Below are 21843 nucleotides of genomic sequence, written 5' to 3'. Positions count from 1 at the left end.
GGATCCGCGGCGGCCTGGTCGAGGTCGCCGCGTTGCTGGACAACCGTACGGCTGGCGGCCGCGTGCTCTGCCCGGAACTGCCCCCTCACAGCGTGGATGGGCTGCTGCACTTCCTGCACATCTCACCTTCTGGGTCAGCGCGTCCAGCCACACGAACGAGTACGGGCCGGCGTCCAGCGCCCGCGTCCGGAACGCCTCCACCTGCTCATCCAGCACCTTGGCCATGTGTGAGACCTCGTACACCACTCCCGTGGACGCAACCCTGCCGAACTGAACTCCAGACCAAGAAAGACGCTCGACTGGGCTACCCCAGCCGAGCGTCTCGCTATGCTTCTCGCCGTCATCAACTAGAGCCACTGTGTTGCGACGACCCTGGAAAGTGCCGCTTCTTACCGGCCGGGGGCAGATTCCCTCGGCGGTGACCGGGAAATGCTCTGGCAAAGGCCGTCGGCATCACTAGTGTCCCGTTCCTGGTCCTCCTTTGGCTAAGGTTCGATAGGGCCAAGAAAAGAAAGCCTCAGCGTCCGAACAACACGATTGATGGCCCCAATCCAGCCGCAAGAAGTAACTCGCTGATGGGTCGTCGGCCTGGTCGACCGCGTCCAGGGGACGATCTTTCCGGTGATCATCGGTAGGACCCGGATTGGGACCGATCTTCCAGGGCGGGGCCGACTTCGACCTTGAGCTGATCGAGAGTCGGACGCTCGACGGCCACACCCAGGAGCTCATCTACCGGCCCACCCTGCACGTCTGAGCCTGTCCATGGACCCGGTGTTCCACGGTTCCATGGTTCGCGCCGGTCGCCTGCGCGCTCATCGCGTGAATTCGCTGGTCGTATGTTCCCCGATCGCGGAACATAGGCCCTGGGAGGCGGAAGGGGTGCAGATGGGGACGATTCCGATGCGGATCGGGCAGGCGACAGTGGTGGTCGAGACCACAGCCGTGAGCGGGTCGGAGTTCACCTCGCGGGGTGCGAACCCGGCGGAACACCTTCAAGACCTTTGGCCCCGGGCGCAGGCGACCATCGCCGAGATCGCCTCGTCGACCGCCGCCATGATCCGGGACACCGGGCGGCGGGCCGCGGCCCCGTCGGCCGTGGAGGTGGAGTTCGGACTGAAGTTCTCGGCCAAGGGGAGCATCATCCTGTCCGAGGCATCTGGAGAGGCGTCCCTCAAGGTGAAGCTGGTGTACGGGCAGGTCATGCCCGTACCCGAATCGCCCGAGCCGCAGGAGGACGCCGAGGCGGCGCCGGCGTGAAGGTTCCCGCTTTCCTGGGGCGGATCCTGGACGGTGACGGCTTCGCACGGGGAACCTGTTTCCAGTTCGCCCCCAGGATCACCGTCACCGCCTGGCATGTGCTGGTCGAGATCGGCTGCGACGAGCCGGACGCCGAGGTCGAGGTCGACGCGCTCGACGGCTCCCTGCCGGCGTTCAAGGCGCAGTTCATCGCGGGGGATCCCGCCTGTGATCTGGCCGTGCTGCTCACGGAACGACCGCTCGACGGGTCGGTACCCGGCCTCGCCGCGTCGGCCGGCGTGCGGTTGCGTACCGACGGCTATGTGATGGGCGTTCCTCAGATCGACGACCCCGGGCACGAGTACGGGCTGCTGACCGCCACCGGGCACTGGGAGGGACCCGTCCAGCGCGACGGCGTGAGCTTGGCCCGGTTCAGCAGCAGCTCCGTGCTCAAAGGCATGAGCGGCGCACCCCTGCTGCGCACGGCCGACGACGTGGTACTCGGTGTCGTGTCGGGCCGCTACAGGAGCGGGGACGGGTGGCTGCGCGACTCGGTGTGGATCAGTTGTGCCGAGCATCTGGCCGAGCTGCTGTCCGCCGTGCCGTGGTTACGCCTGCACGATGAGATCGTCATTGTCGACGGAGCCGCGGGTTCGATCCTGGTTCCTGCCCGGCCCGCGGACATGCAGGAGCCTGGGAACTCGTCGGGTGCGGGTCCGGGCGAGGCCGCGTTGGAGGCCGCGACGGTCCTGCGCGATCTCGACCGGTCATGCCGCGGGCCCGGTGGACTCGGCGCCGTCGTCGACCGGCTGGCCGTCGAGACGGCCCTGGCCGCGCGCCAGGACTCCGTCTGGGCCCTGGAACTGCGCGAACGCCTGCGGCGTCACGGCCTGGACGCCCGGATCCTGCTGCCAGGACTGCCCGGCCACGACCGGGCCGTCGACCTGTGGTGCGCCCCGCTGGGCGACGGAGTGGTGCGACCCAGGGAAGCCTGGGAGAGGCTGGTCCAGGTGGTCGGGGACCAGATCCGTGGCGCCCTGTTCCGGCACCTGTCCGCCGGCTGCCGCCATCACCTGACGGCCGCGCTGGCGGGATCCACGGCCGCCGCGACCCGGCGCTTCCTCGGCCATCTCGAAGCGCTGCTGCCCCCGCTCCTCTCGCCCTCGACCGAGATCGTGCTGGTGGAGCGCGGGTCCGAGGAGGTGACCCTGGCGGAGGTGCCGCGACAATCCGGTCGAACCGGCCACCAAGCGCTGATCGGGGCGACCGCGCAGCGCATGTGCCGGCTGCCGCCGCCCGACCCGTACTTCCTCGGACGGGACGAGCTGCTCACCCGGATTTGCGACGGACTGGTGGGAAACCTGGAGTCACGGGGCAGCGCCGTCACCTATCTCTCGGGACAGCCAGGAGCGGGGACCTCGGCCGTGGCCGTCGAAGTCGCGAGGCGGCTGGCCGATCGTTTCACCGGAGGGGTCTACTACCTCGATCTGTTCGGGCTGGACCCGGAGCGGCGGCGTGGGCCGCGCACGGCCGTACGGATCCTGTCCGAGGCACTCGGGGTCGGCCTCAGTGAGACGGCCACCGACGAGTCCGCGGCGCTGGACCTGTTCCTCACCGCGTTGGAGGGCCGGAACGTGCTGCTGTTGTTCGACAACGTCCGCGACGCCGCGCATGTCGCGCCGCTCGTACGGCGGGCCGCTTCCTGCGCCGTCATCGTCACCTCCCGGGACCGCCTGCAGGATCTCGCCGACCCCGGGCTGTCGTTCGGGGTCGAGCCGATGTTCCGGGCGGAGTCGGTGGCCCTGCTGCGGATGTACGCGGGCGAGCGCGGCGGCGACGGGGTCGCGCTGGACGACATCGCCCAACTGTGTGCCGACATCCCGCTGGCCCTGCGCGTCGTCGGATCCTGGCTGGTGGCCGCCCCCGAGACTGACCTGTGGCATCTGCGGGACATCCTGGCCAACGAGGTCACCCGGCTGCAGTACCTGGACACCGGCGCCCGGCCGGTGGGGGCGGCGATCGCGCTCAGCTACGCGCTGCTGCCCGACGACGGCCGCCGGGCCCTGCGGCTGATGACGGCGTTCCCTGGTGCCGCCGTGACGGCCCGGGCGTACGCCCACGCCGCCGGCCTGGATCCGTTCAAGCAGGGCCTCGTCCTCCACCGCCTGGCCGATCAGAACCTGAGCGAACGTACCTTGACCGTCGATGTGCAGGGCGCCAAGGAGAGCAGTTTCGCCCTGTACGAGCTGATCCGGCTGTTCGCCCGCGAACGGCGCGACTCCCAGGAGGACCCCGAGGTCCTGCGCGCGTTCCAGGAGCGCGCGGCGTGGTTCCTTCGCGACCGGCTGCGTGAGATCACCGATCTGTCCCCTGAGGCGGAGTTCTCCGGCGAACTGGACCCCGAGATCTTCCACGCGGCAGAGGAGCTCGCCGAGCGCCTGGCCCTGATGCCGACGGCCACTGATCTCGCCCTCGATCTCTGGCTTCTCTACTCCGCGCGCAAGGAGATCGACGGAATCGCCCGAATGTGCCAGATCCGGATCCGCTTGCATCTGCGGAACGGCGAGCCGGAGCGGGCCGTCACTGCCTGCCACGACACCGCCGAGCAACTGGAGAAGATGGGATCGCCCGGGCTCGCCGCGGACTCCTACCGCGAAGCACTCCAGATCAGCTCCGCCTACCGGCTGCCGGTGCCGGAGGCGCGGACCCACTTCAAGCTGAGCATCCTGCTCGGCCGGCAGGGAGAGTCGAGCCAGGCCCTCGACCACGGGCGGACGGCCGCCGACCTGTTCTCGGAGCTCGGCCTGCACCCGGACGCCTTGTCGGCGATGCTCAACAACGTTCATCTCTGCGGCCGGCTGAACGAGCAGGCCGACCGGCTGTTCTGGTGCGAGCAGGCCCTGGCCTCTCCCTCGATCCACCTGGACCAGGACAAGCTCTCGCTCGCCAAGTACGAGGCGGGCCGCTCGCACCTGGCGCTGGGCGAGCTTGAGATCGCCCTTCCCCTGATCCGCGAGGCCGGGGAGATCGACGCCCGGATCGAGGCCTGGTCGAACGCCGGCATCACCACCACCACGCTGGCCAACGTGCTGATCGATCTCGGTCGCCGCGAGGAGGCCTTCGAGGCGTTGTCCCGGGCGGTCGAGCACCATTCGCGGCATGAGCGCACGGAACGTCTCGTCGCCGTGTTGATCAAGCTGAGCTCCTGGCAGGTCCAGGCGGACGATTACGCGGACGCGAGTGCGACCCTGGCCCGCGCGGTCCAGGCCGTCGCGGACCTCCAGAACTCCGACGTCGCCGCACCTCTCAGGCGGGAGACACAGATCCGCGCCCTCCTGCTGCGCGAACTCCTCGGCCAGGACGACTCTGGCGGATCCTCCGCCCCGGTGCTGCCGAACGACGACGCCGCGGAGGACACCAACGAAGAACTGGAGAACGCTCTGGAGCTCGTCACCCGCTGGAAGAGGGGACGGGTGTCAGGCGACGAGGCGCGGCACCTCCTGCGGGAGTTGTTGTCCCGGCCGAGCCTTACCTACCAGCCCGACGAGCCGCTCTGGTTCTACGAGAACCTCGCGCCGGAACATGAGCGCCAAGCGGAATTAGGCAGCTGAGGGGGCGTGGCCGGGGGACGGGTTATGGCCGGGCTGCTTGTGCCATGAGGAGTTCGTCGCGTGACCACACGAGGTTCGGCTGATATTCGTCGGCCCCGCGTACTCGTGGCTACGCCCTCCCTTTATGCCTGGAAAGCGGGTCGAACATGCCCGAGTTAAGTCGCAGGACGTTCCTCTTCAACGCCCGAGGTGCCGCGATCGCCGCAGGTGGTCTGGCCGTCGGCGCCCTGTGGCAGGCGGCCCCGGCCTCCGCCGCCACGTTGCCGTCCACCCCGTTCACCGTCGGTGTCGCCTCCGGTGACGCGCTGCCGGGCGCCGTCGTGATCTGGACGCGTCTGACCACCCAGCCGACCGAGGCCGGGCTGGGCATGAACGGGCAGGGCCCGATCCCGGTCGAGTGGACGGTCGCCGAAACGCAGGAGGACCTGGACACCCGCCCGCTTACCTCCGGGGTGTTCGTGGCCGAGCCGCAGTACGCCTGGGCCGTACACGTCGATGTCACCGGCCTGAAGCCCGGGACCGTGTACCACTACCGGTTCCGCGTCGGTGACTGGGTCAGCCCGGTCGGCCGCACCCTCACCGCTCCGGCCGCGCAAACGGACGACACCGTACGCTTCGCCGTGCTGAGCTGTCAGAACATGGCCAAGCCCGGCAGCGGCATCTTCTACTTCAACGGCATCGCCGACCTCGCCACCCGCGACGACGTCAACTTCGTGGTGCACCTCGGCGACTACATCTACGACTTCGGCCGGCCGGGCCACCTCCCGCCCCGGCAGATCGTGTCACTGTCGGACTACCGGATCCGGTACGGACAGTACAAGTCGCGCCTGGCCCTGCTGGACATGCACGCGCGGTTCCCCACCTACACGGTGCCCGACGACCACGAGTTCTGGAACGACGTACAGGGCCGTGCCCCCGGCATGACCGTCGCGGAGCGGGCCCAGCTCGCGGCGGCGTTGCAGGCGTACTGGGAGAACATGCCGCTGCGCGGCGGCCCGCCGGTGCTGGACACCGCGTCCGGGCTGATGCAGCTGACACTCCACCGACGCATCAGGTGGGGAACGAACCTGGACCTGCTGCTCACCGACGGGCGGCAGTACCGGGCGCCCGCCACGATCCTCGGGCGGGAGCAACTGGACTGGCTGCTCGACAAGGTCGCCACCTCGAACACCACGTGGACGGCGATCGGATCCGGCCAGCCGCTCTCCTGGTTCCCGAACGGAGGCGGCGGCTGGTCGGCCTACGACGCCGACCGCAGCACGTTGACCGATGCCCTCGCGGGGCGCCTGGCCTCCCGCACGCAGCGCCCGTTCAACCCGGTGGTGGTGAGCGGGGACATCCATCGCGGGATCGTCACGCACGTGCGCCGGCGCCGCAACGCGACGTCCGAGCTCGTCGCCACGGAATTCGTCGGCCCTCCGGTGACCAGCACCGGCGACACCGACTACGACCGCGGCGCGGACACCGGCGCCTACCGCGCCTCGTACGCCTACCTCCAGGACGGCACCCTGAACGCCTACCGCGGCTACCTGCTCTGCGCGGCCACATCGGCGAACTGGACATCGACGTATGTGCTCGGCAACCAGGTGGATCTCCCCAACGGCACGGTCAGCACGGGCGACCGCTGGCGGCTGGACGCCGGCGCCAAGGTCGGATCGGTGCGCCGGCTCTGACACCATGCCGTCCTGCCCCCGCTTCGTGGCAAGACGGGGGCACCCGGTCCACATCTCATCGTCACCCCGGAGGTGCCGGGGCCGCCTCGGCGAGCACCGACAGGACGGCCGACACCGCCGGAGACCGAGCCGCCCGGCCGACAACTCGGCGGCGACGGCGGCCCTGGGGAGCAGGGTGAGCCCGAGCCCGGCCTCGACGCACCGCTTGACGGTCTCCCCGCTGCCGAACCTCGGCGGCACGGCCCCGGGCGAGGCGGCGGCGATCAGCGCGGCAGCTCCGTCGTGCCCGTGGCACGTCCGCTGTCGGCGGCGATCTCGGCGAACATCCGCTCCTCCAGGTCGAGGAGCTCCTGCGCACGGCCGGCGAGCGGCGCCCCGGCCCGCGTGGGGGTGGTCCCGGTCGGGATCCTCTCCAGCAGCCGGGTGCCGGCGAAGCGGAAGTGCTTGCGCAGTTCGGCGACGAACCCGCCGAACCAGCGGCGCCAGAGCCTGATCATCGGCCGCACCTTGGGCGCTTCCCGTAGTTCGCGCACCGCTCCGGCTTGGGCTTGACGGTCATCGAGCCGGGCGCGCTGGCCGGTTCGGGCGCCGGCCACCGCACGTTCGGGATCTCGCCGGACTGCATCTTCGATTCTTCACGATGCCTCCATGCCGGCCGTCAGAGATGGCATGGCCGGGATGACGGACGCCAGCCACCCGTCAGAGGTCGCGGTGAAGTGCGGCGCAGCCTCCGAGGCCCACCGTGAGCGCACGGCCCGCGACGTGATTTGCTGGTCAACGTTGCGCTCGGTCCAGGTGGCGTCCCGCTCCTCGGCGTACCGGACGCACACCCGGCCGCGCTTGGCCCCATCGGGGTAGTCGTTCCAGTTGATGCGGTGCTGCGACCACAACATTTCCTGCATGTCGCCCGTGGACTTGCCGTGGAGCTGCTTGTGGGAGAACTTCGCCTGGGCGGCCATGGTGATGGAGTTGCGGACGCAGTCCCGCTGCCTCCAGAGGTAGTAGTTCGCGACCTCCACGACGTCCGGGATGGTGAAGACGCGGGCATCGAACGTGGCGTAGCCGTCCGCGGAGGACGGCTCGAAGCGCATCCCGTACGACCTGTTGAACGCCACTGTCGCGGTTGAGGCAGCGATGGACACGACCTTCTGGATCACGCCGCCGAACCATGGCTGCGTGCCGTGCGACTCGAAGTCCGTCAGCAGCACCGAGCACTCATCCGACTGGGCGAAGGCGAATACGGCTCCCGACATCTCCGCGCACAGGGCCTCCGCCACGGCGTCCATCGCGCGCATCACCGCCCCGTCGAACGGCCGCTCAGCGTGCCTCAGAAAGCTGTGGAACGCCCGGCCGTCCACCCGCACCACGGCGTATGTACGGCGCGGAAGCAACGTGCGCGTGACCACCTCGTACGCCTTCATCCGGTCACCCAAGGCCGTCTTGTCGCTCACGATGCCTCCCGGTTCTCGTAGTAGTGCGTCAACCTGCCGTCGGCCCAAACGAGCACGGCACTGCCGTCCAGCCGATTCTTCTCAATGTGAGCCCTCGGGCGCTCGCCGTTTTCGTCCAGGCAGGTCGGGTTCCTGCAGCGGACGCGGCCGGACTGCTGCGCCGGCCGGATGGAGAAGGTGTACCACGGTGACCGGGACCCTGCCCTGCGTTGCGAGCGCGGCGTCGGCGAGCAACGGCACGCTCGGCCAGCCGCCGTGCCCAGTCCGGCTGCCCTGGCCTTTCCCGCGGGTCACCGCTGCCGGGCGTCTCGGGCCGCTTGTCGGTGCTCATCTGGGTGCCGGGCGATGACCTCGATGTTGGCGTCCGGCAGCGCCACGCCGTGCACCCCGGCACCGAGATCGGTGCTCAGGTCGATCAGCTCGGGTAGCGCCGGCCCGGCGGCGGCCTGAGCGGCTTCCAGCCGGGCGGCGGTGACGGCCGCCTCCAGCGTTGCGTCGGTGGCCCGGCCGGTTTGGGCCTGGGCCCGTCAGGCAGGCACCGGCTGGTGTTCTCGCGGCGGACTGGCGTGGTGGTGAACCGGCCCTCGGTATGGCCTGACCGATGATTTTTCCGCGCCATGCTGGTCTGTACGCCGACTACCGACTCACAGGAGGCTGACGCCATGCGGAAACTGACCTTCGCCATGAACCTGAGCCTGGACGGCTACGTCGCCGCGCCCGGCGACGACCTCGGCTGGAGCGTACCGAGCGACGAGCTGTTCCAGTGGTGGTCCGACCGGGTGGGGGCGACCGGCCTGGCGCTGTACGGGCGCAAACTGTGGGAGACGATGAGCCCCCACTGGCCGACCGCCGACCAGAAGCCTGGCGCCACACCGGCGGAGATCGAGTACGCCCGCCGCTGGCGGGACATGCCGAAGGTGGTGTTCTCCTCGACGACCATCACGGTCGACTGGAACACCCGCCTGGTCACCGGCGACGCGGTCACCGAGATCACCCGGCTCAAGGCCGAGGACGGTGGCCCCATGGACATCGGCGGCGCCACACTCGCCGCAGCGGCCATGCGGGCCGGGCTGATCGACGAGTACGTGCTGGTCACCGCACCGGTCTTGCTGGGCAGCGGCATGCCGTTCTTTACGGCCCTGGACAACTGGGTGAACCTGACCCTGATGGAGACCCGGACGTTCCCCGACGGCGTACTCCTGACCAGGTACGAGACCAGGCGCTGAGTACCCGACCTCGGATCGGCCCGTGCTTCGGGCCACTTGACCAGCGTCAGGGGGCGGGCTCATCCGGCGTTCGCGAGCCGATTGAAGTGCTCAGCCACGGCAAACGAGCCGTATGTCTGTGCCACCGAGGCTCCTGGTCCACAATGGCCCGCATGCCTACCATGCCCGAAGATCACGTTGAGACCGCACAGCCCTCCCCGTTCAATGCCTACGACATGATCGCCGAGGGGTACTCGACCGAGAACGAGACGAGCCTCCTGAACGCGTACTACGAGCGGCCCGCGATGCTCGAGCTCGCCGGGGACGTGACCGGTCGGCGGATCCTCGACGCCGGCTGCGGCTCGGGTCCCCTCTTCTCCGCGCTGCGCGATCGAGGCGCCATTGTCACCGGCATCGACGCGAGTGCCGGGATGCTGGAGCTGGCCCGGCAGAGGCTGGGCGCCGACGCGGATCTGCGGGTCGCCGACATGGCTGGCCCACTGCCCTTCCCCGACGAGGCGTTTGACGACGTCACCGCCTCCCTGGTGCTGCACTACCTGGAAGACTGGGGACCGACACTGGCCGAGCTGAGACGCGTGCTGAAGCCTGGTGGCAGACTCCTCGTCTCGGTCGACCATCCTTTCTCCATCGCTCTCTTTCAGCACATGGCCGGGGAAAAGCCCAAGTACTTCGAGACCCGCAGCCGGACCGACGAATGGACGATGCATGGGCAGACCGCTCAGATGAGGTTCTGGGACCGGCCGCTGCACGCGATGACCGAAGCCTTCACCGCGGCGGGCTTTCGCATCAGCGTCATCAGCGAACCGCCGTTTGTGCCGGAAGCCCGCGAACTGTTCCCCGAGGAGCTCCGCGAGATCGAGCCCACCCGCACGAGGTTCCTGTGCTTCTTGTTCTTCGTTCTCGAAGCCAGCTAGGCGCCCCCGTAACGATCAATTGTCATGGCTAGCGCTTCAGTGGGCGAGTCCTGCCAACGCCGCCGGAGCGAGGAAAAGGGGGACCTGCAGAAGGAGCCGCCCGGCGGTGTCGCAGTCGAGCCCGACGACCACGGCCTCGGGCGCTCGCGCGGCGGCCTGACCACCAAGCTGCACCTCGCCGTCGAGCAGGGGCAAAAGCCCATGTCCATCGTGATCACCGCCGGACAGCGCGGGGACTCCCCGCAGTTCGAGGTTGTCCTGGGCCGCATCAGGGTACCCCGGCTGGGGTCCGGCAGACCGCGCACCCGGCCGAGGCGGGTGCGCGCTGATAAGGCGTACGCCTCCCGGAAGAACCGCGCCTATCTGCCCAGACGTGGCATTCGCTGCACCATCCCGGACAAGGCCGACCAGGCCCGCAACCGAAGGAAACGCGGCTCCCGCGGCGACCGTCCACCGAAGTTCGACCCGGAGGACTACAAGGCTCGGCACGCGGTAGAGTGCGGCATCAATCGCCTCAAAAGGCACCGTGCCGTGGCCACGAGGTACGACAAGCTCGCGGTCCGCTACGAGGCACCCGCCCTGGTAGCGGCCATCAACGAGTGGCTGTGACCAGCACATCTGACGCCATGCCCTCTCCGAGGCGGCCAGCAGCTGATGAACCGCTCGTCCAAGCCTTAGCGCTACGGCGTCTGACGGGGGATACCTGTCAACGCCGGTGATGTCAGGAAGACGTCAGGCAGAAGGGGTGGCCAGCCGGATCCAGGAGTACCCGCCAGCGTCCGTCGCCGGGCTGATGGTCCGGTTTGGTCGCGCCGAGTTCCAGGGCCAGCACTTCCATCGCATCGAGGTCGTCAGCGCGGAAATCCAGGTGGACTTGTTGTGGCACGTCCTGACCCGGCCACTGCGGAGCCCGGTATCCGTCAACCCTCTGGAACCCCAGATCACAGCCGGAGTCGTCCGTCAGAGCGACGAACTCGTCCGTACTGAATAGTTCGCGCATCCCGGTCAGTGCACCGTAGAAGCCCGCCAGCGTCTGCGGGTCGGCACAGTCCAGAGTCACCCCTCGCAGTACAGCGCCTGGCACCATTCGCTCCTTCGCGTCCGCGCGTCTGTCTCCGTGAGCCGCCGCTGCACGAGATCACCGGCCACAGCCACACCGTACTCGCCACATCCACCGCTGAAGTAGCGGTTTACCCCTGCCTCAGAGCAACGGGTGGCTGCGACCGGCGCTTTCGATACACGCCCTAAGCCACAACCGCCGGGTACGAATTGCCTGCGGCGGCGTCATCGCCCGCCTCTGGGGCCCGGCCGGAAAGTCCGCCATCGTGTCACGTCCCCGCCAGCGCGCCGGCGGCGGCCAGGTGGACGCGCCAGGCGCTCACCTCGCAGGCGATGACCGCGGACAGCCAGTGGTGCCCGAGCCCTTCGCTGAGCCAGGCCAGGAATCGGTGCAGGTGCCGGGTGATCGCCTCGGCGCGCGTGGCCATCGCTCTCCCTTCACGGCGAGGGTCGCTGGCCAGGTCGAGGGATCGAAGCCTGTCCCCGATCCGTGGCCCACACGCCGGTCGGCCGGGCAGTGTAGCCGCCACCGCCCTCCGGGTATGACCACCCACCAACAAGCCGCCTGGGCCCGGGCACGCCCTCCTCGCTCTGATCTGTGAGAACAGGCCAAGAACCCCAGATAACGATCGCGAGGCCCGAACTTGCGCAGGCTGAGCCGACGGTTCACGATTACGTCTTGACCTGCGACTTCTCTCACCACCGCCGCGTACCGGCCGCGATCTTGCGACTTCACCTCCCATCGGAGGCTGCGGGTCACAGGCTGCGCGCGGTGATGTCGCCGTTGGAGGTGGTGGCGTGGATGTCGAGTTCGGTGGCGCCGTCGTTCTTGAGGGCGTTGGTGATGCGGCCGTGGCTGGTGCCGGCGTCCAAGGCGGCCGAGACTCCGGCGGTGGCGGCGATCGAGATGTCGCCGGACTGAGTGCTGAGCACCACCTTGCCGCCCGTGGCCTCGGCGATTCGGATGTCACCCCGTGCGGTGCTGATCTCCGCGGGCCCGCCCAGGCGGCCGACCTCAACGTCGCCGTCGGTCGCGGTGAGACGCAGGCTCGCGGTCTCGTCAAGCTTGATCTGGCGGTACGCACCTTCGAAGGCGACGTCGCCGAGGCGGCCGACGGTCCGGAGTTCGGCGCCGGCCGTCTTGCCCTCGACCTGGGAACCGGCGGGCAGCTCGACCGTCACCTCGATGGATCCGGACGGGCCGAGATACTGGTTCTTCACCGGAGCCTCGATCCGCAGGACGCCGTCGGCGTACTCGACCGTGGTCTCCTTGGCTGCCGTCACGTCACGGCCCTTCGAGGCGTTCGCGGGCCGAACCTCGACCACGGTGTCAGCCCGCTCGGCGGCTGTGATCTGGACGCGCCCCGCGGGGATGTTCAGGACGACGGAGATCGGGGCGAGGGTGTCGAACTTCTGCATTGTGTGCTCCTTGTGCTGCGTTGTTTGGATCTTGCGGGATCCGTCCCGGCGCGAGATCGAGGTGATCTCGGTCCGGCCCAGTTCGCGGCCCCGAGGCCGCATCGCTGAACCGTTCATGCATCAACCATCGCCGACCGTTCTGATGCAGGACTGTCACCGCCCTTACGCCGTCGCTGACATACGGCGGGGAAGTAGCCAACCGCGCGTAGTGACGGCAGCCGACGAAAGTGGTGCTTGGCCCCAGAGGCGAAGCCGGCGAAGTTGTCGCCTGTCAATGCGGATCTTGATCCAATGCCGCGCATTCACACCCACCGGTCGACCGGCCGGGCTTCCACACCATGCCGCTGCGCATCGAGAGGGGATCAGCGATCTGTCCCCCTGCCTCGACCTCAGGGTCAATACGCAACACGAGGTTGCGGATCGTCGGCGCGACCGCTAACGTCATGCGCAACCGAAAGTTGCTCATTGGAGGTCGGCAGTGGAGTTCGGAACGTTGGAGCGCGAGATTCGCGTCGACGCAGCCCCGGAGATCGTGTTCGATGTGGTGAGTCGTCCCGAGCACATCAAGATGTGGTGGCCCGATGACGCGTCGTTCGAGCCTGCGCCAGGCGCGGTCGGCGAAGTGGTGTGGGGCGACCGCGCCGTGGTCGAACCGATCATGGTGGTCGACGTGGATCCACCCCGCAGGTTCGCGTTCCGGTGGATCGCTCCTGACGGTCAGCTGCCCGATACGGACAACTCTCTCCTGGTTACCATCGAGCTCGAGCCCTCCGGTGACGGCACGATTCTGCGCCTGACCGAGAGCGGCTGGCGGGAGAAGGGCTGGGAAGCCGCTGTGCTCGAGGAGTCCTTCCACGATCACGAGCGCGGCTGGGACATGTTCCTGCCCAGACTGCGGAGCTACGCCGCTTCCGTGGTGGCGCGATGACCGTCGCCGTCGACGACGAACTCTGGTCGGCGATCGGCGACCCGATCAGGCGCCGCCTGCTCGACCTGCTGCTCGCGGAAGGAGTCGGTACGCCGACCAGCCTGAGCGATCGACTCCCGATCTCGCGCCAAGCGGTCGCCAAGCATCTGGCCGTTCTCGATCGCGCAGGCCTCGTCCACGCGACACCGATAGGCCGCGAGCGCCGCTACGAAGTTGACGAGGCACAGCTCGCCCGCGCCGTCCGGCAACTGAATGAAGTCGGCAAGACCTGGGATGCACGACTGAACCGCATCAAGCGCATCGCAGAACAGATCCAGCGCCAGAAACACGGCTGACCAGCAGTCTCCCCTCTGGTGCTCCACCTCCTGTCGGCACCTTCACCGCCTCGCCCACGGCGATCACCGGCCTGATCATTGCGGTGACCACCCTCCCGGTCACCTGGCCCGCCGGCTTCCTGAAGCCTCCGGTAATCGCGGACGCGGACAGAACCCGCAGCGGGGACGGTATGACCATCGAGCCTGCGTAATCATCCGGAAAAATCAATCACCCTTGGAGAACTCCTATGAGTGGACTACTACTTGGCGACAAGAACGCTGTGATCTATGGAGGCGGGGGCGCCATCGGCGGCGCAATCGCACGGGTATTCGCCCGGGAAGGCGCGAGGGTCTTCATCGCCGGGCGGACGCAGGCGAAGCTCGACGCCGTCGCGCGTGACATCGCCGCCACGGGCGGAACAGTCGAGACCGCGCAGGTTGACGTTCTCGATCAACAGGCCGTCGACAAGCACGCCGATGAGATCGCGGCGACGGCCGGCGGCATCGACATCGCCCTCAACGCCGTGAGCGTCATGCACGACCAGGGAACCTTTCTGGCGGACCTCTCGCTGGAGGAATTCATGCGACCGATTGACGGCTTTCTGCGGACGCTGTTCATCACCAGCAAGGCCGTGGCACGGCACATGGGTCACGAGCGCCCTGGCGTCATCCTGACTTTGTCCGAGCCGGGTTCCAAACTGGCTGTCGGCGGCATCCTGGGGCACAGCGTGAGCGCGGCCGGCAAGGAGGCCTTCTCGCGGGTCCTGGCCGCGGAGCTGGCACCCCGCAACATCCGCGTCATCGGCATCCGTCCACACGCTGTCGTGGACGCGCCGGCCGCGGGTTCCTACACCAAGGACCTCTTCAAGCAAACCGCGGCAGCGGCCGGGCAGTCGGTCCAGGAATTGCTCGACGGCGGAGGGATGGCGCAGGGAACGCTTCTGAAGAGGCTGCCTACGCTCTCTGAAATCGCGGAGACGGCCGCGTTCCTGGCTTCAGATCGTGTTGGAGCCATGACCGGAACCATCGCCAATCTGTCCGCCGGCGCACTTGTCGACTGAGGCCGCCATGTCCGATCAGGCCGGCAAGGCCGAACTGCTTCGTTCCCTGCACGTCCCGGGCGCTCCGCTGGTGCTGCCGAACGCCTGGGACGTGGGCAGCGCCCGCGCCGTCGTCGACGCGGGCTTCCCGGTGGTCGCGACCGCGAGCAACGCGATCGCCGCCGCTCTGGGCTACGACGACGGTGAGGGTGCCCCGAGCGGGGAGATGATGTTCGTCGCCCGACGCATCGCAGCCTCCGTCGACGTACCGGTCACCGTCGACGCCGAGGCCGGCTATGGGATGACACCAGAGAAACTGGTCGAACTGCTGGGCGAGATCGGAGCCGTCGGCTGTAACATCGAGGACAGTGATCACGCCAACGGCGGCCTGATCGACGTCGATGTCCGCGCCACCTACATCGCGCAGATGCGCGCAGCCGCCGACCGCATCGGGGTGCCACTGGTCATCAATGCCCGCATCGACTCCTTCTTCCCCACCTCGCAGCTGGCCGAGAATCAGAAGCGCGCCGATGCGATCAGCAGGGCTGAGGCGTACAGGTCGGCCGGCGCAGATTGCGTGTTCCCTCCCGGAGCCGGGCCGGACGACCTCCGGGCCATCATCGCCGAGGTCGGCACGCCCGTGAACGCGGGTTTTCCGCTGAAACGCGGGTCATTGGACGAGCTACGTGCCATCGGTGTGGCCCGAATCTCCGTGGGCCCCCAGCTGTACCGCAGCGCACTCGACCACCTGCGGACCACTCTCCAGCCTCTCTCCGAGGTACAGAAGTAACGGACCAACTCTGCCCAGGCTGAGCCGACGGTTTACAGCGGAGTCCAGATACCGGAATGGTCAGGGGTAGACCCCTTTCCGCCCCCATGGGCGGTGTCTCCTGTGGTGGTGGAGCCCAGGACGTGCGCCCCGCGAATGACCGTGACCGCCCTCTGGTGATCATCCATTACGGCCCGCCGCTCGCCGGTCTGCCTTGGGCAATCGCGGCAGGAGTGCCACGAAGAAAATGCTGATGGGCCCTAGAGAAAGCGAGAGCATTCCCCAGGCGAGCCAGTTCTGTCCCTTGCGATGAGCCAGCCAGGTACTGAAGGTGGCCAGCCCTACAGACAACGCCGTCGTGAGGAGGCCGCCCAGGTAGGCGTACATCAGCGCGTACATGTGGAGAAGGCTCTCACGTACGTCCTCGTCCGCGACTGGCGTCAGTGGTCCGGCGGCGCGGCCGGCCGGGGCATCGGCTTGCCGTACAACCAGGCGGACAGCAGCGGCCCGATCGGTCGCGAGGTGTGCCGCTGGACGTGCCCCGCGAACTGCGCGGTGGTGACGCTCCCGTGCCGGTGCTCGGCCGTCCAGGCCCGCAGCGCGGGGAAGAAGGCCTGGTCGCCCACGGCCCGGCGCAACGCGTGCAGAGTCAGCGCCCCCCTCTTGTAGACACGATCGTCGAACAGCGCCGCAGGGCCGGGGTCGGCCAGGACGAAGTCCTGCGGCAGCAGCGCCAGCCGGCGGTGCCAGCGCTCGACGTGGTCGCCCGCGGACGGGCCGCCCGACGCCTCCGACCAGAGCCACTCGGCGTAGGTGGCGAAGCCCTCCTGCAACCAGATGTCGCGCCAGCAGGCCACGGTAAGGCTGTTGCCGAACCACTGGTGCGCCAGCTCGTGCGCGACCAGGCGTTCGAACCCGCGCGCGCCGTCGACATGGTTCCGGCCGAAGATCGACATGCCCTGGGCCTCGACCGGGATGTCCAGGTCGTCGTCGGCCACCACGACGGTGTAGCCCGTGAACGGATAGGCCCCGAACAGGTCGGTGAACAGCTCCATCATCTCGCCCTGCCGGCCGAAGTCGTGCCGTACGCGCGTGGCCAGCCGCGCCGGGTGGGCCACCTCGATCCCGGCGACCTCGGCGAGGCGGTAGCGCCCGATCTGCACGCTTGCCAGGTAGCTCGCCATGGGCTCGGGCTGGTCGTAGATCCACGTCGTGCTCCCCGCCGAGCGGCGCCTGGTCACGAGCACGCCGTTCGCGATCACCTGGTACGGCGAGGCGGTGGTCACGGAGATCCGGTAGGACGCCTTGTCGCCGGGCCGGTCGTTGCACGGGAACCAGGAGGGCGCGCCGATCGGCTGACCGGCCACGAGCGCGCCGTCGGTCAGTTCCTCCCAACCCAGGCCGCCCCACGGGCTCGGCACCGGCAGGGGGTTGCCCGAATAGCGCACCTCGACCCCGGCCTGCCCTCCCGCGGGCAGCGACCTGGGCAGGGTCACTCGCAGTTTGCCCTGGCCGTGTACGTATCGGGCGGGAACGCCGTCCACGGTGACGCCCGAGACCCGGAACTTGCCAAGGTCGAGATCGAGGACGCCCAGGGGTTCGGCGGCGGACACCGTCAGCCGGGCCGTGCCGGCGAGCCGGTTGGCCGGGACCCGGTAGTCCAGCGTCAGGTCGTAGTGGGAGACGCCGTACCGGCGGTCGCCGTGTTCGGGGAAGTACGGTGTCATCACAGGGGCCATCGCGGATGTCATCGCCAGGCCGCGATGGGGTTGCCGAACCACCGGCTGTGGCCGGGCACGCTCTCGCCGCGCATGACCAGTGAAGCGGGACCGATCGTGGTGTCGGTGCCCACTCGCGCGGCCGGCAGCACCACACCGTGCGGGCCCAGCGTGGCGCCGGCATCGAGCGTCACGGTGTCCATGCTCATGACCCGGTCGTGGAACAGATGTGTCTGCAGGACGCAGCCCCGGTTGACGCACGCGCCGTCGCCGAGTGTCACCAGATCCGCCTCGGGCAGCCAGTACGTGTCACACGTGACCCCATGACCAATGCGTGCCCCGAGCGAGCGCAGCCACACGTTCAGGGCCGCCGTCCCGAGCCACGGCTGCGCGAACCAGGGCGCCGCCAGCATCTCGACGAAGTTGTCCACCAGCTCGTTGCGCCACACGAACGAACTCCACAGGGGGCGGCTACCAGCCCTGATCCGGCCGACCAGGGCCCACTTGGCGGCCGTCGTGACCGCCGCCGCGAGCACACCCGCGGCCAGCATGACCACGCCGCCCAGCGCGGCCGCCACGGCGAAGCCATGCCGGACCGCGAGCGTCTCGAACACGGCGGCCACCAGGAGGGCCAGCGCGACCGCGCACATGGCGGGCACCACCCGGAACACCTCGACGAGCGCCCGAGCCGCCTTGTACCGCGCCGGCGGGTCGTAGGTGCGGCTCCGGTCACCCTCTTCCGCGGTACGGCGCAGCTTCATGGGCGGCATGCCCACGTACGACGAGCCGGACTTGGCCTTCTTCGGCGTCGCCGACAGCACCCCCACCAGGCCGTCCTTGGGCACCTTACGGCCGGGCGCGGTCATCCCGGAGTTGCCGAGGAAGGCGCGTTTGCCGATCCGCGCGGACGCCAGGCGCATCCAGCCGCCGTCGAGCTCGTAAGGGGCGACCATCGTGTCGTCGGCGAGGAAGGCGCCGTCGCCGACCGAGGTCATCGTGGGCAGCGCGAGCACCGTGGACAACTCGGCGCCGCGGCCCACTTTCATGCCGAGCGCCCGCAACCACACGGGGGTCAGGACGCTGGCGTACAGGGGGAACAACCAGACGCGGGCCGAGGCCATCAGCCGGCCCGTCGCCCACGCCTGCCACGCCTGGCGGCTGTGCACCGGGTGGTGGCCGGGGTGCAGGCCCAGGCTCAGTAGTCGCACGCTCACCAGCGTGACCAGGGCGAAGGCGGCCATGCCCGTGATCGTCGCGGGCGGCACTCCGGGCAGCGCGGCGACGAGTGCCTCGCCGACCGTGCGAGCGTCCCGGGTGAACACGGCCAGGACCGCCAGGCCGACCCCGGCGGCGGCCGCCGGGAGCGAGCCGAGCAGGATGGCGCTCACGCCGTACAGGGCGGCCCAGGACCGGGAGCGGGCGGCCCGCTCCCGGGGCCGCGTCCTGCGTGACTTGCCCTGCCTGAACGCCGGCGCCCCGGCCCAGAGTGTCCCCGCGGGCACCGTGCCGGTCACCGCCGATCCCGGGGCTATCTGGGCGTTCTTTCCGATGCGTACCCCCAGCAGCAGCGTCGAGCGGGATCCCACGGTGGCGCCGGCGCCGATCCGGATCTCGCCGATGTGCAGGCGGTCACCGTCGAACCAGTGGCCGCCGAGGTCGACTTCCTGCTCGACCGAGGCACCTCGGCCCAGTTTGAGCAGGCCCGTGATGGGCGGGGGCGAGTGCAGATCGGCGTCCGCGCCCACCTGGGCGCCGAGCAGGCGGGCGTACCACACCATCCAGGGGGCGCCGGCCAGGTCGGGAACGCCCAGCCTGCCCGCGAACTGCTCGGCGAACCACAGTCTCAGGTGGACGCCGCCGCCGCGCGGGTGGCTGCCCGGCCGCACGCCGCGCAGCAGCAGGCGGGCCACTGCCGCGGACAGCCCCATCCGCCCCATGGGGGTGACGAAGATCAGCCCGCCCAGGGCGACCCACCGCCAGGACAGAGCAGGCGCCCATGGCGGCGCGAGCAGGTTGCCGAGCGCGGCCAGCAGCACGATCCAGCGCATCGCGCCGACGGTGAGCAGTGGGAGCAGCAGCAGCGACTGTGCCAGCGCGGCCCGCCGAGGCATCGGTGTCATGGGGGGCCGGGCGGGCTCGGGCTCGCCCCCGGCGGTCAGAAGCCGTGCCAGCCCGGCGAACGTCGGCTGCGCGTACACATCGCCCACCGACAGGTCCGGATGGTCGGGGCGTAAGACGGACACCAGCCGGGCCGCGGCCAGGGAGGTGCCTCCGTCCTTGAAGAAGTCGGCGCCGGGCCCTTCCGGCGCCACCCCGAGGATGGCGCTCCACTTCTCGGCCAGCAGCGCCTCGGCCGGGGTCAGTGCGGCCACGGGCCCGAGGCCGGACGGCGTTGTGAACGCCGCGGCGGACCCCACGGCGGACATGGTGGTGGATGCCGCGGCGGACAGGCCGGGCTCGGTCGGTGGCCAGGGCAGCGCGGCCCGGTCGATCTTGCCGGACGTCCTGGTCGGAAGCGAGTCGACCGACGTCAGGCGGGGCACCAGCGCGGCAGGCACTAAGTCGGCGAGCAGTTCGCGCGCCTCGCCGGCGTCGAAGCCGGGCCCGGTGACGACGTAGCCGACGAGCACCTGATGCCCGCCGCCGGTGGTGCGGACGGCGGCGGCCGCGCCAGTGACACCGGGCAGCGCCTGCAACGCGGCGTCCACCTCGCCCAGCTCGATCCGGCGCCCGCCGAGCTTCACCTGGTCGTCGGCCCGGCCGGCGAAGATGAGGCCCTCGGGGTCGGCGCGTACCAGGTCGCCGCTGCGGTAGGCGCGTCCCCAGCCGAGCGAGGGGAGCGGCGCGTACTTCTCGGCGTCCTTCACCGGGTCCAGGTAGCGGGCCAGGCCCACACCCCCGATGATCAGCTCGCCGGTCTCTCCCATGGCCACCGGCTCGCCCGACTCGCCGATGACCGCCAGGTCCCACCCGTCGAGGGGCAACCCGATGCGTACGGGCTCCTCGCCCGTCAGACGTGCCGCGGACGCCACCACCGTCGCCTCGGTGGGTCCATAGGTATTCCACACCTCCCGGCCGGGCACGGCCAGCCGCCGGGCCAGCTCCGGCGGGCACGCCTCCCCGCCGAAGATGAGCAGCCGGACCCCGTCGAGGTGCTCCACGGGCCAGAGCGCGGCCAGCGTCGGTACGGTCGAAACCGCCGTGATGCGCTGGGCGGCCAGCCAGGGCCCCAAGTCCATCCCTGTCCGCACCAGCGCGCGGGGCGCGGGCACCAGGCAGGCACCGTGCCGCCAGGCCAGCCACATCTCCTCGCACGAGGCGTCGAAGGCCACGGAGAGCCCGGCCAGCACCCGGTCTCCCGGGCCCAGCGGACGCTCCCGTAAGAAGAGCCTCGCTTCGGCGTCGACGAACGCGGCCGCCGACCGGTGCGTCACCGCGACACCCTTCGGCCTGCCGGTGGACCCGGACGTGAAGATGATCCACGCGTCGTTCTCGGGCGCGGGCGGCGTGGCGGTCTCCTCCGCGCCGCCGGCCGCCGTGTCGCCGCGGACTGTCAGCTTGTCGGTGATGACAGCGTCGACCCCGGCTTCGGCGAAGACCAACTCCGCCCGCTCGTCCGGGTCGTCGGCGTCGACCGGCACGTACGCGGCCCCGACCGCGAGCACGGCGAGGATGGAGACGTACAACTCGGCCGTCCCCGACGCCACGCGCACGCCCACCCGGGCCCCGCGGCCGATCCCGGCCTGCGTGAGCTCGGCGGCGACCCGATCGATCTCGGCCCGCAACGAGCGATAGTCGAGACACACGGTGCCGTCATCCAGCGCGGGCGCCGCCGGGTACCGGCGCGTGGTCTCATCCAGAATGTCGGGCAACGTGCGAGGTGGCGGCGCCAGCGGGCCCGCAGGGTAGATCGCGGACTCCGTCCTGGGGAGTAGTTCGGCCGAATCGCTACGCAAAGGCTGCTCCTTGGTTTCGGGCAGGCGGTGTCCCTGCGAGGCTTGTGCCGCAGCACCCGACTCATCCGCCGCCGTCGTGACGTTCGCGCCACCCCGAGCCCAACGGCCGCGGCGGCCGATACTATTCCGCCCGGCCGTTCGCCCTCCCTCACCGCGATCCACGGGCGCCGGGCAATTCCGTCAGCGGCAGCCGTGAGATCGACGATGACGGCCTGGGGCCGGTAGAGGCAGGAGATCGTGTGCGCGGTGTCAGCTGTGGGAGATCGGCTACGCCCTAAGGACGGGCCCGATCGAGGTCGAACGTCACGCCGGCCAGCCGGATCGTGCGCACCTTCGGGTCCTTGAGCAGCTCCCGAGCTGAGCTGATCCACATAGCCGTAGGGGAGCCCGGCCTCGGCCGCCTTGCGCAGCCGATTCAGGAACAGGTCGAAGGAGCGCAGGTTCTGCCCGCCGACCTGAGCACGCTGGTCGGTGGTGGAGTTCGAGCAGCCGCTCGGCGAGGCCGGTTACCGCTCCTGCGCCGAACGGA

General features: G+C 69.6%; 19 protein-coding genes and 2 pseudogenes. 10 read left to right on the top strand and 11 right to left on the bottom strand.

Annotation, left to right across the window (positions count from 1 at the left end):
• Positions 1-111: 111 nt before the first annotated feature.
• Positions 112-237 (bottom strand): annotated as a pseudogene (locus tag BLS95_RS55020) (transposase); the annotation flags it as partial.
• Between the two features lie 648 nt (positions 238-885).
• Between BLS95_RS55020 and BLS95_RS46585 the strand changes: the two are divergent.
• The 3 genes from BLS95_RS46585 (at position 886) to BLS95_RS46575 (ending at position 6520) form a co-directional block, all read left to right on the top strand.
• Entirely contained in the window at positions 886-1257 is a 372-nt protein-coding gene (locus BLS95_RS46585) for a CU044_2847 family protein (protein WP_090946042.1), read from the top strand.
• Positions 1254-4847 (top strand): S1 family peptidase, encoded by a 3594-nt coding sequence (locus BLS95_RS46580; RefSeq protein ID WP_090946041.1) that lies wholly within the window; start codon positions 1254-1256, stop codon positions 4845-4847. Before BLS95_RS46585 ends, BLS95_RS46580 begins: the two co-directional genes overlap by 4 nt.
• Positions 4848-4993: 146 nt before the next feature.
• Positions 4994-6520, top strand: coding sequence for an alkaline phosphatase D family protein (locus BLS95_RS46575; RefSeq protein ID WP_090946040.1), 1527 nt, complete (start codon positions 4994-4996; stop codon positions 6518-6520).
• 117 nt (positions 6521-6637) lie between these two features.
• Here BLS95_RS46575 and BLS95_RS60065 read toward each other — a convergent pair.
• From BLS95_RS60065 to BLS95_RS46565, 3 genes and pseudogenes are all read right to left on the bottom strand, one after another.
• Positions 6638-6760, bottom strand: a pseudogene (locus BLS95_RS60065) (LysR substrate-binding domain-containing protein); the annotation flags it as partial.
• Between the two features lie 23 nt (positions 6761-6783).
• Complete coding sequence (locus BLS95_RS46570; protein ID WP_090946039.1) at positions 6784-7017, bottom strand: LysR family transcriptional regulator; 234 nt, start codon at positions 7015-7017, stop codon at positions 6784-6786.
• Positions 7018-7155: 138 nt separating this feature from the next.
• On the bottom strand, positions 7156-7971 hold the full coding sequence (locus BLS95_RS46565) for a tRNA(His) guanylyltransferase Thg1 family protein (RefSeq protein ID WP_090946038.1): 816 nt from the start codon (positions 7969-7971) through the stop codon (positions 7156-7158).
• A 662-nt stretch (positions 7972-8633) separates the two neighbouring features.
• Here BLS95_RS46565 and BLS95_RS46560 point away from each other — a divergent pair.
• The 3 genes from BLS95_RS46560 to BLS95_RS46550 all read left to right on the top strand — a co-directional run bounded on the left by BLS95_RS46560 (position 8634) and on the right by BLS95_RS46550 (position 10720).
• Complete coding sequence (locus BLS95_RS46560; RefSeq protein ID WP_090946037.1) at positions 8634-9197, top strand: dihydrofolate reductase family protein; 564 nt, start codon at positions 8634-8636, stop codon at positions 9195-9197.
• A 143-nt stretch (positions 9198-9340) separates the two neighbouring features.
• The gene (locus tag BLS95_RS46555) at positions 9341-10111 is read left to right on the top strand and encodes a class I SAM-dependent methyltransferase (RefSeq protein ID WP_218136325.1); all 771 of its coding nucleotides are present in this window, start codon (positions 9341-9343) and stop codon (positions 10109-10111) included.
• Positions 10112-10135: 24 nt separating this feature from the next.
• Positions 10136-10720, top strand: coding sequence for an IS5 family transposase (locus tag BLS95_RS46550; protein WP_218136324.1), 585 nt, complete (start codon positions 10136-10138; stop codon positions 10718-10720).
• A 112-nt stretch (positions 10721-10832) separates the two neighbouring features.
• Here the strand turns inward: BLS95_RS46550 and BLS95_RS46545 are convergent, their stop codons facing one another.
• The 4 genes from BLS95_RS46545 to BLS95_RS55015 all read right to left on the bottom strand — a co-directional run bounded on the left by BLS95_RS46545 (position 10833) and on the right by BLS95_RS55015 (position 13055).
• Entirely contained in the window at positions 10833-11171 is a 339-nt protein-coding gene (locus tag BLS95_RS46545; protein ID WP_245765702.1) for a VOC family protein, read from the bottom strand.
• Between the two features lie 268 nt (positions 11172-11439).
• A complete protein-coding gene (locus tag BLS95_RS56365; RefSeq protein WP_176993752.1) occupies positions 11440-11598 on the bottom strand; it encodes a hypothetical protein in 159 nt (52 codons plus the stop codon).
• Between the two features lie 328 nt (positions 11599-11926).
• Positions 11927-12589 carry a DUF4097 family beta strand repeat-containing protein gene (locus BLS95_RS46540; protein ID WP_090946087.1) on the bottom strand — a complete coding sequence of 221 codons (663 nt, stop codon included), beginning with the start codon at positions 12587-12589 and terminating at the stop codon, positions 11927-11929.
• A gap of 271 nt (positions 12590-12860) precedes the next feature.
• Positions 12861-13055 (bottom strand): hypothetical protein, encoded by a 195-nt coding sequence (locus BLS95_RS55015; RefSeq protein WP_143044191.1) that lies wholly within the window; start codon positions 13053-13055, stop codon positions 12861-12863.
• 12 nt (positions 13056-13067) lie between these two features.
• Between BLS95_RS55015 and BLS95_RS46535 the strand changes: the two genes are divergently transcribed.
• The 4 genes from BLS95_RS46535 to BLS95_RS46520 all read left to right on the top strand — a co-directional run bounded on the left by BLS95_RS46535 (position 13068) and on the right by BLS95_RS46520 (position 15661).
• Positions 13068-13517, top strand: coding sequence for an SRPBCC family protein (locus BLS95_RS46535; RefSeq protein WP_090946036.1), 450 nt, complete (start codon positions 13068-13070; stop codon positions 13515-13517).
• Positions 13514-13852: an ArsR/SmtB family transcription factor gene (locus BLS95_RS46530; RefSeq protein WP_090946035.1), complete on the top strand. Its 339-nt coding sequence runs from the start codon at positions 13514-13516 to the stop codon at positions 13850-13852. Before BLS95_RS46535 ends, BLS95_RS46530 begins: the two co-directional genes overlap by 4 nt.
• Before the next feature lie 227 nt (positions 13853-14079).
• Positions 14080-14892, top strand: a complete 813-nt coding sequence (locus BLS95_RS46525; protein ID WP_090946034.1) for an SDR family NAD(P)-dependent oxidoreductase — start codon at positions 14080-14082, stop codon at positions 14890-14892.
• A gap of 7 nt (positions 14893-14899) precedes the next feature.
• A complete protein-coding gene (locus tag BLS95_RS46520; protein ID WP_090946033.1) occupies positions 14900-15661 on the top strand; it encodes an isocitrate lyase/PEP mutase family protein in 762 nt (253 codons plus the stop codon).
• Positions 15662-15820: 159 nt separating this feature from the next.
• On the opposite strand, the gene BLS95_RS55010 is transcribed toward BLS95_RS46520, so the two are convergent.
• From BLS95_RS55010 to BLS95_RS46510, 3 genes are read right to left on the bottom strand one after another with little or no spacing between them, the layout of a single operon-like run.
• The gene (locus BLS95_RS55010) at positions 15821-16039 is read right to left on the bottom strand and encodes a hypothetical protein (RefSeq protein ID WP_143044190.1); all 219 of its coding nucleotides are present in this window, start codon (positions 16037-16039) and stop codon (positions 15821-15823) included.
• Positions 16040-16080: 41 nt separating this feature from the next.
• On the bottom strand, positions 16081-17379 hold the full coding sequence (locus tag BLS95_RS46515) for a M1 family metallopeptidase (protein WP_218136323.1): 1299 nt from the start codon (positions 17377-17379) through the stop codon (positions 16081-16083).
• Between the two features lie 8 nt (positions 17380-17387).
• Entirely contained in the window at positions 17388-21314 is a 3927-nt protein-coding gene (locus BLS95_RS46510) for a Pls/PosA family non-ribosomal peptide synthetase (protein WP_218136322.1), read from the bottom strand.
• Between the last annotated feature and the right edge of the window lie 529 nt (positions 21315-21843).

The organism is Nonomuraea jiangxiensis (assembly GCF_900099965.1).
Lineage (GTDB): Bacteria > Actinomycetota > Actinomycetes > Streptosporangiales > Streptosporangiaceae > Nonomuraea > Nonomuraea jiangxiensis.
This window is presented reverse-complemented; position numbering and strand designations above follow the sequence as displayed.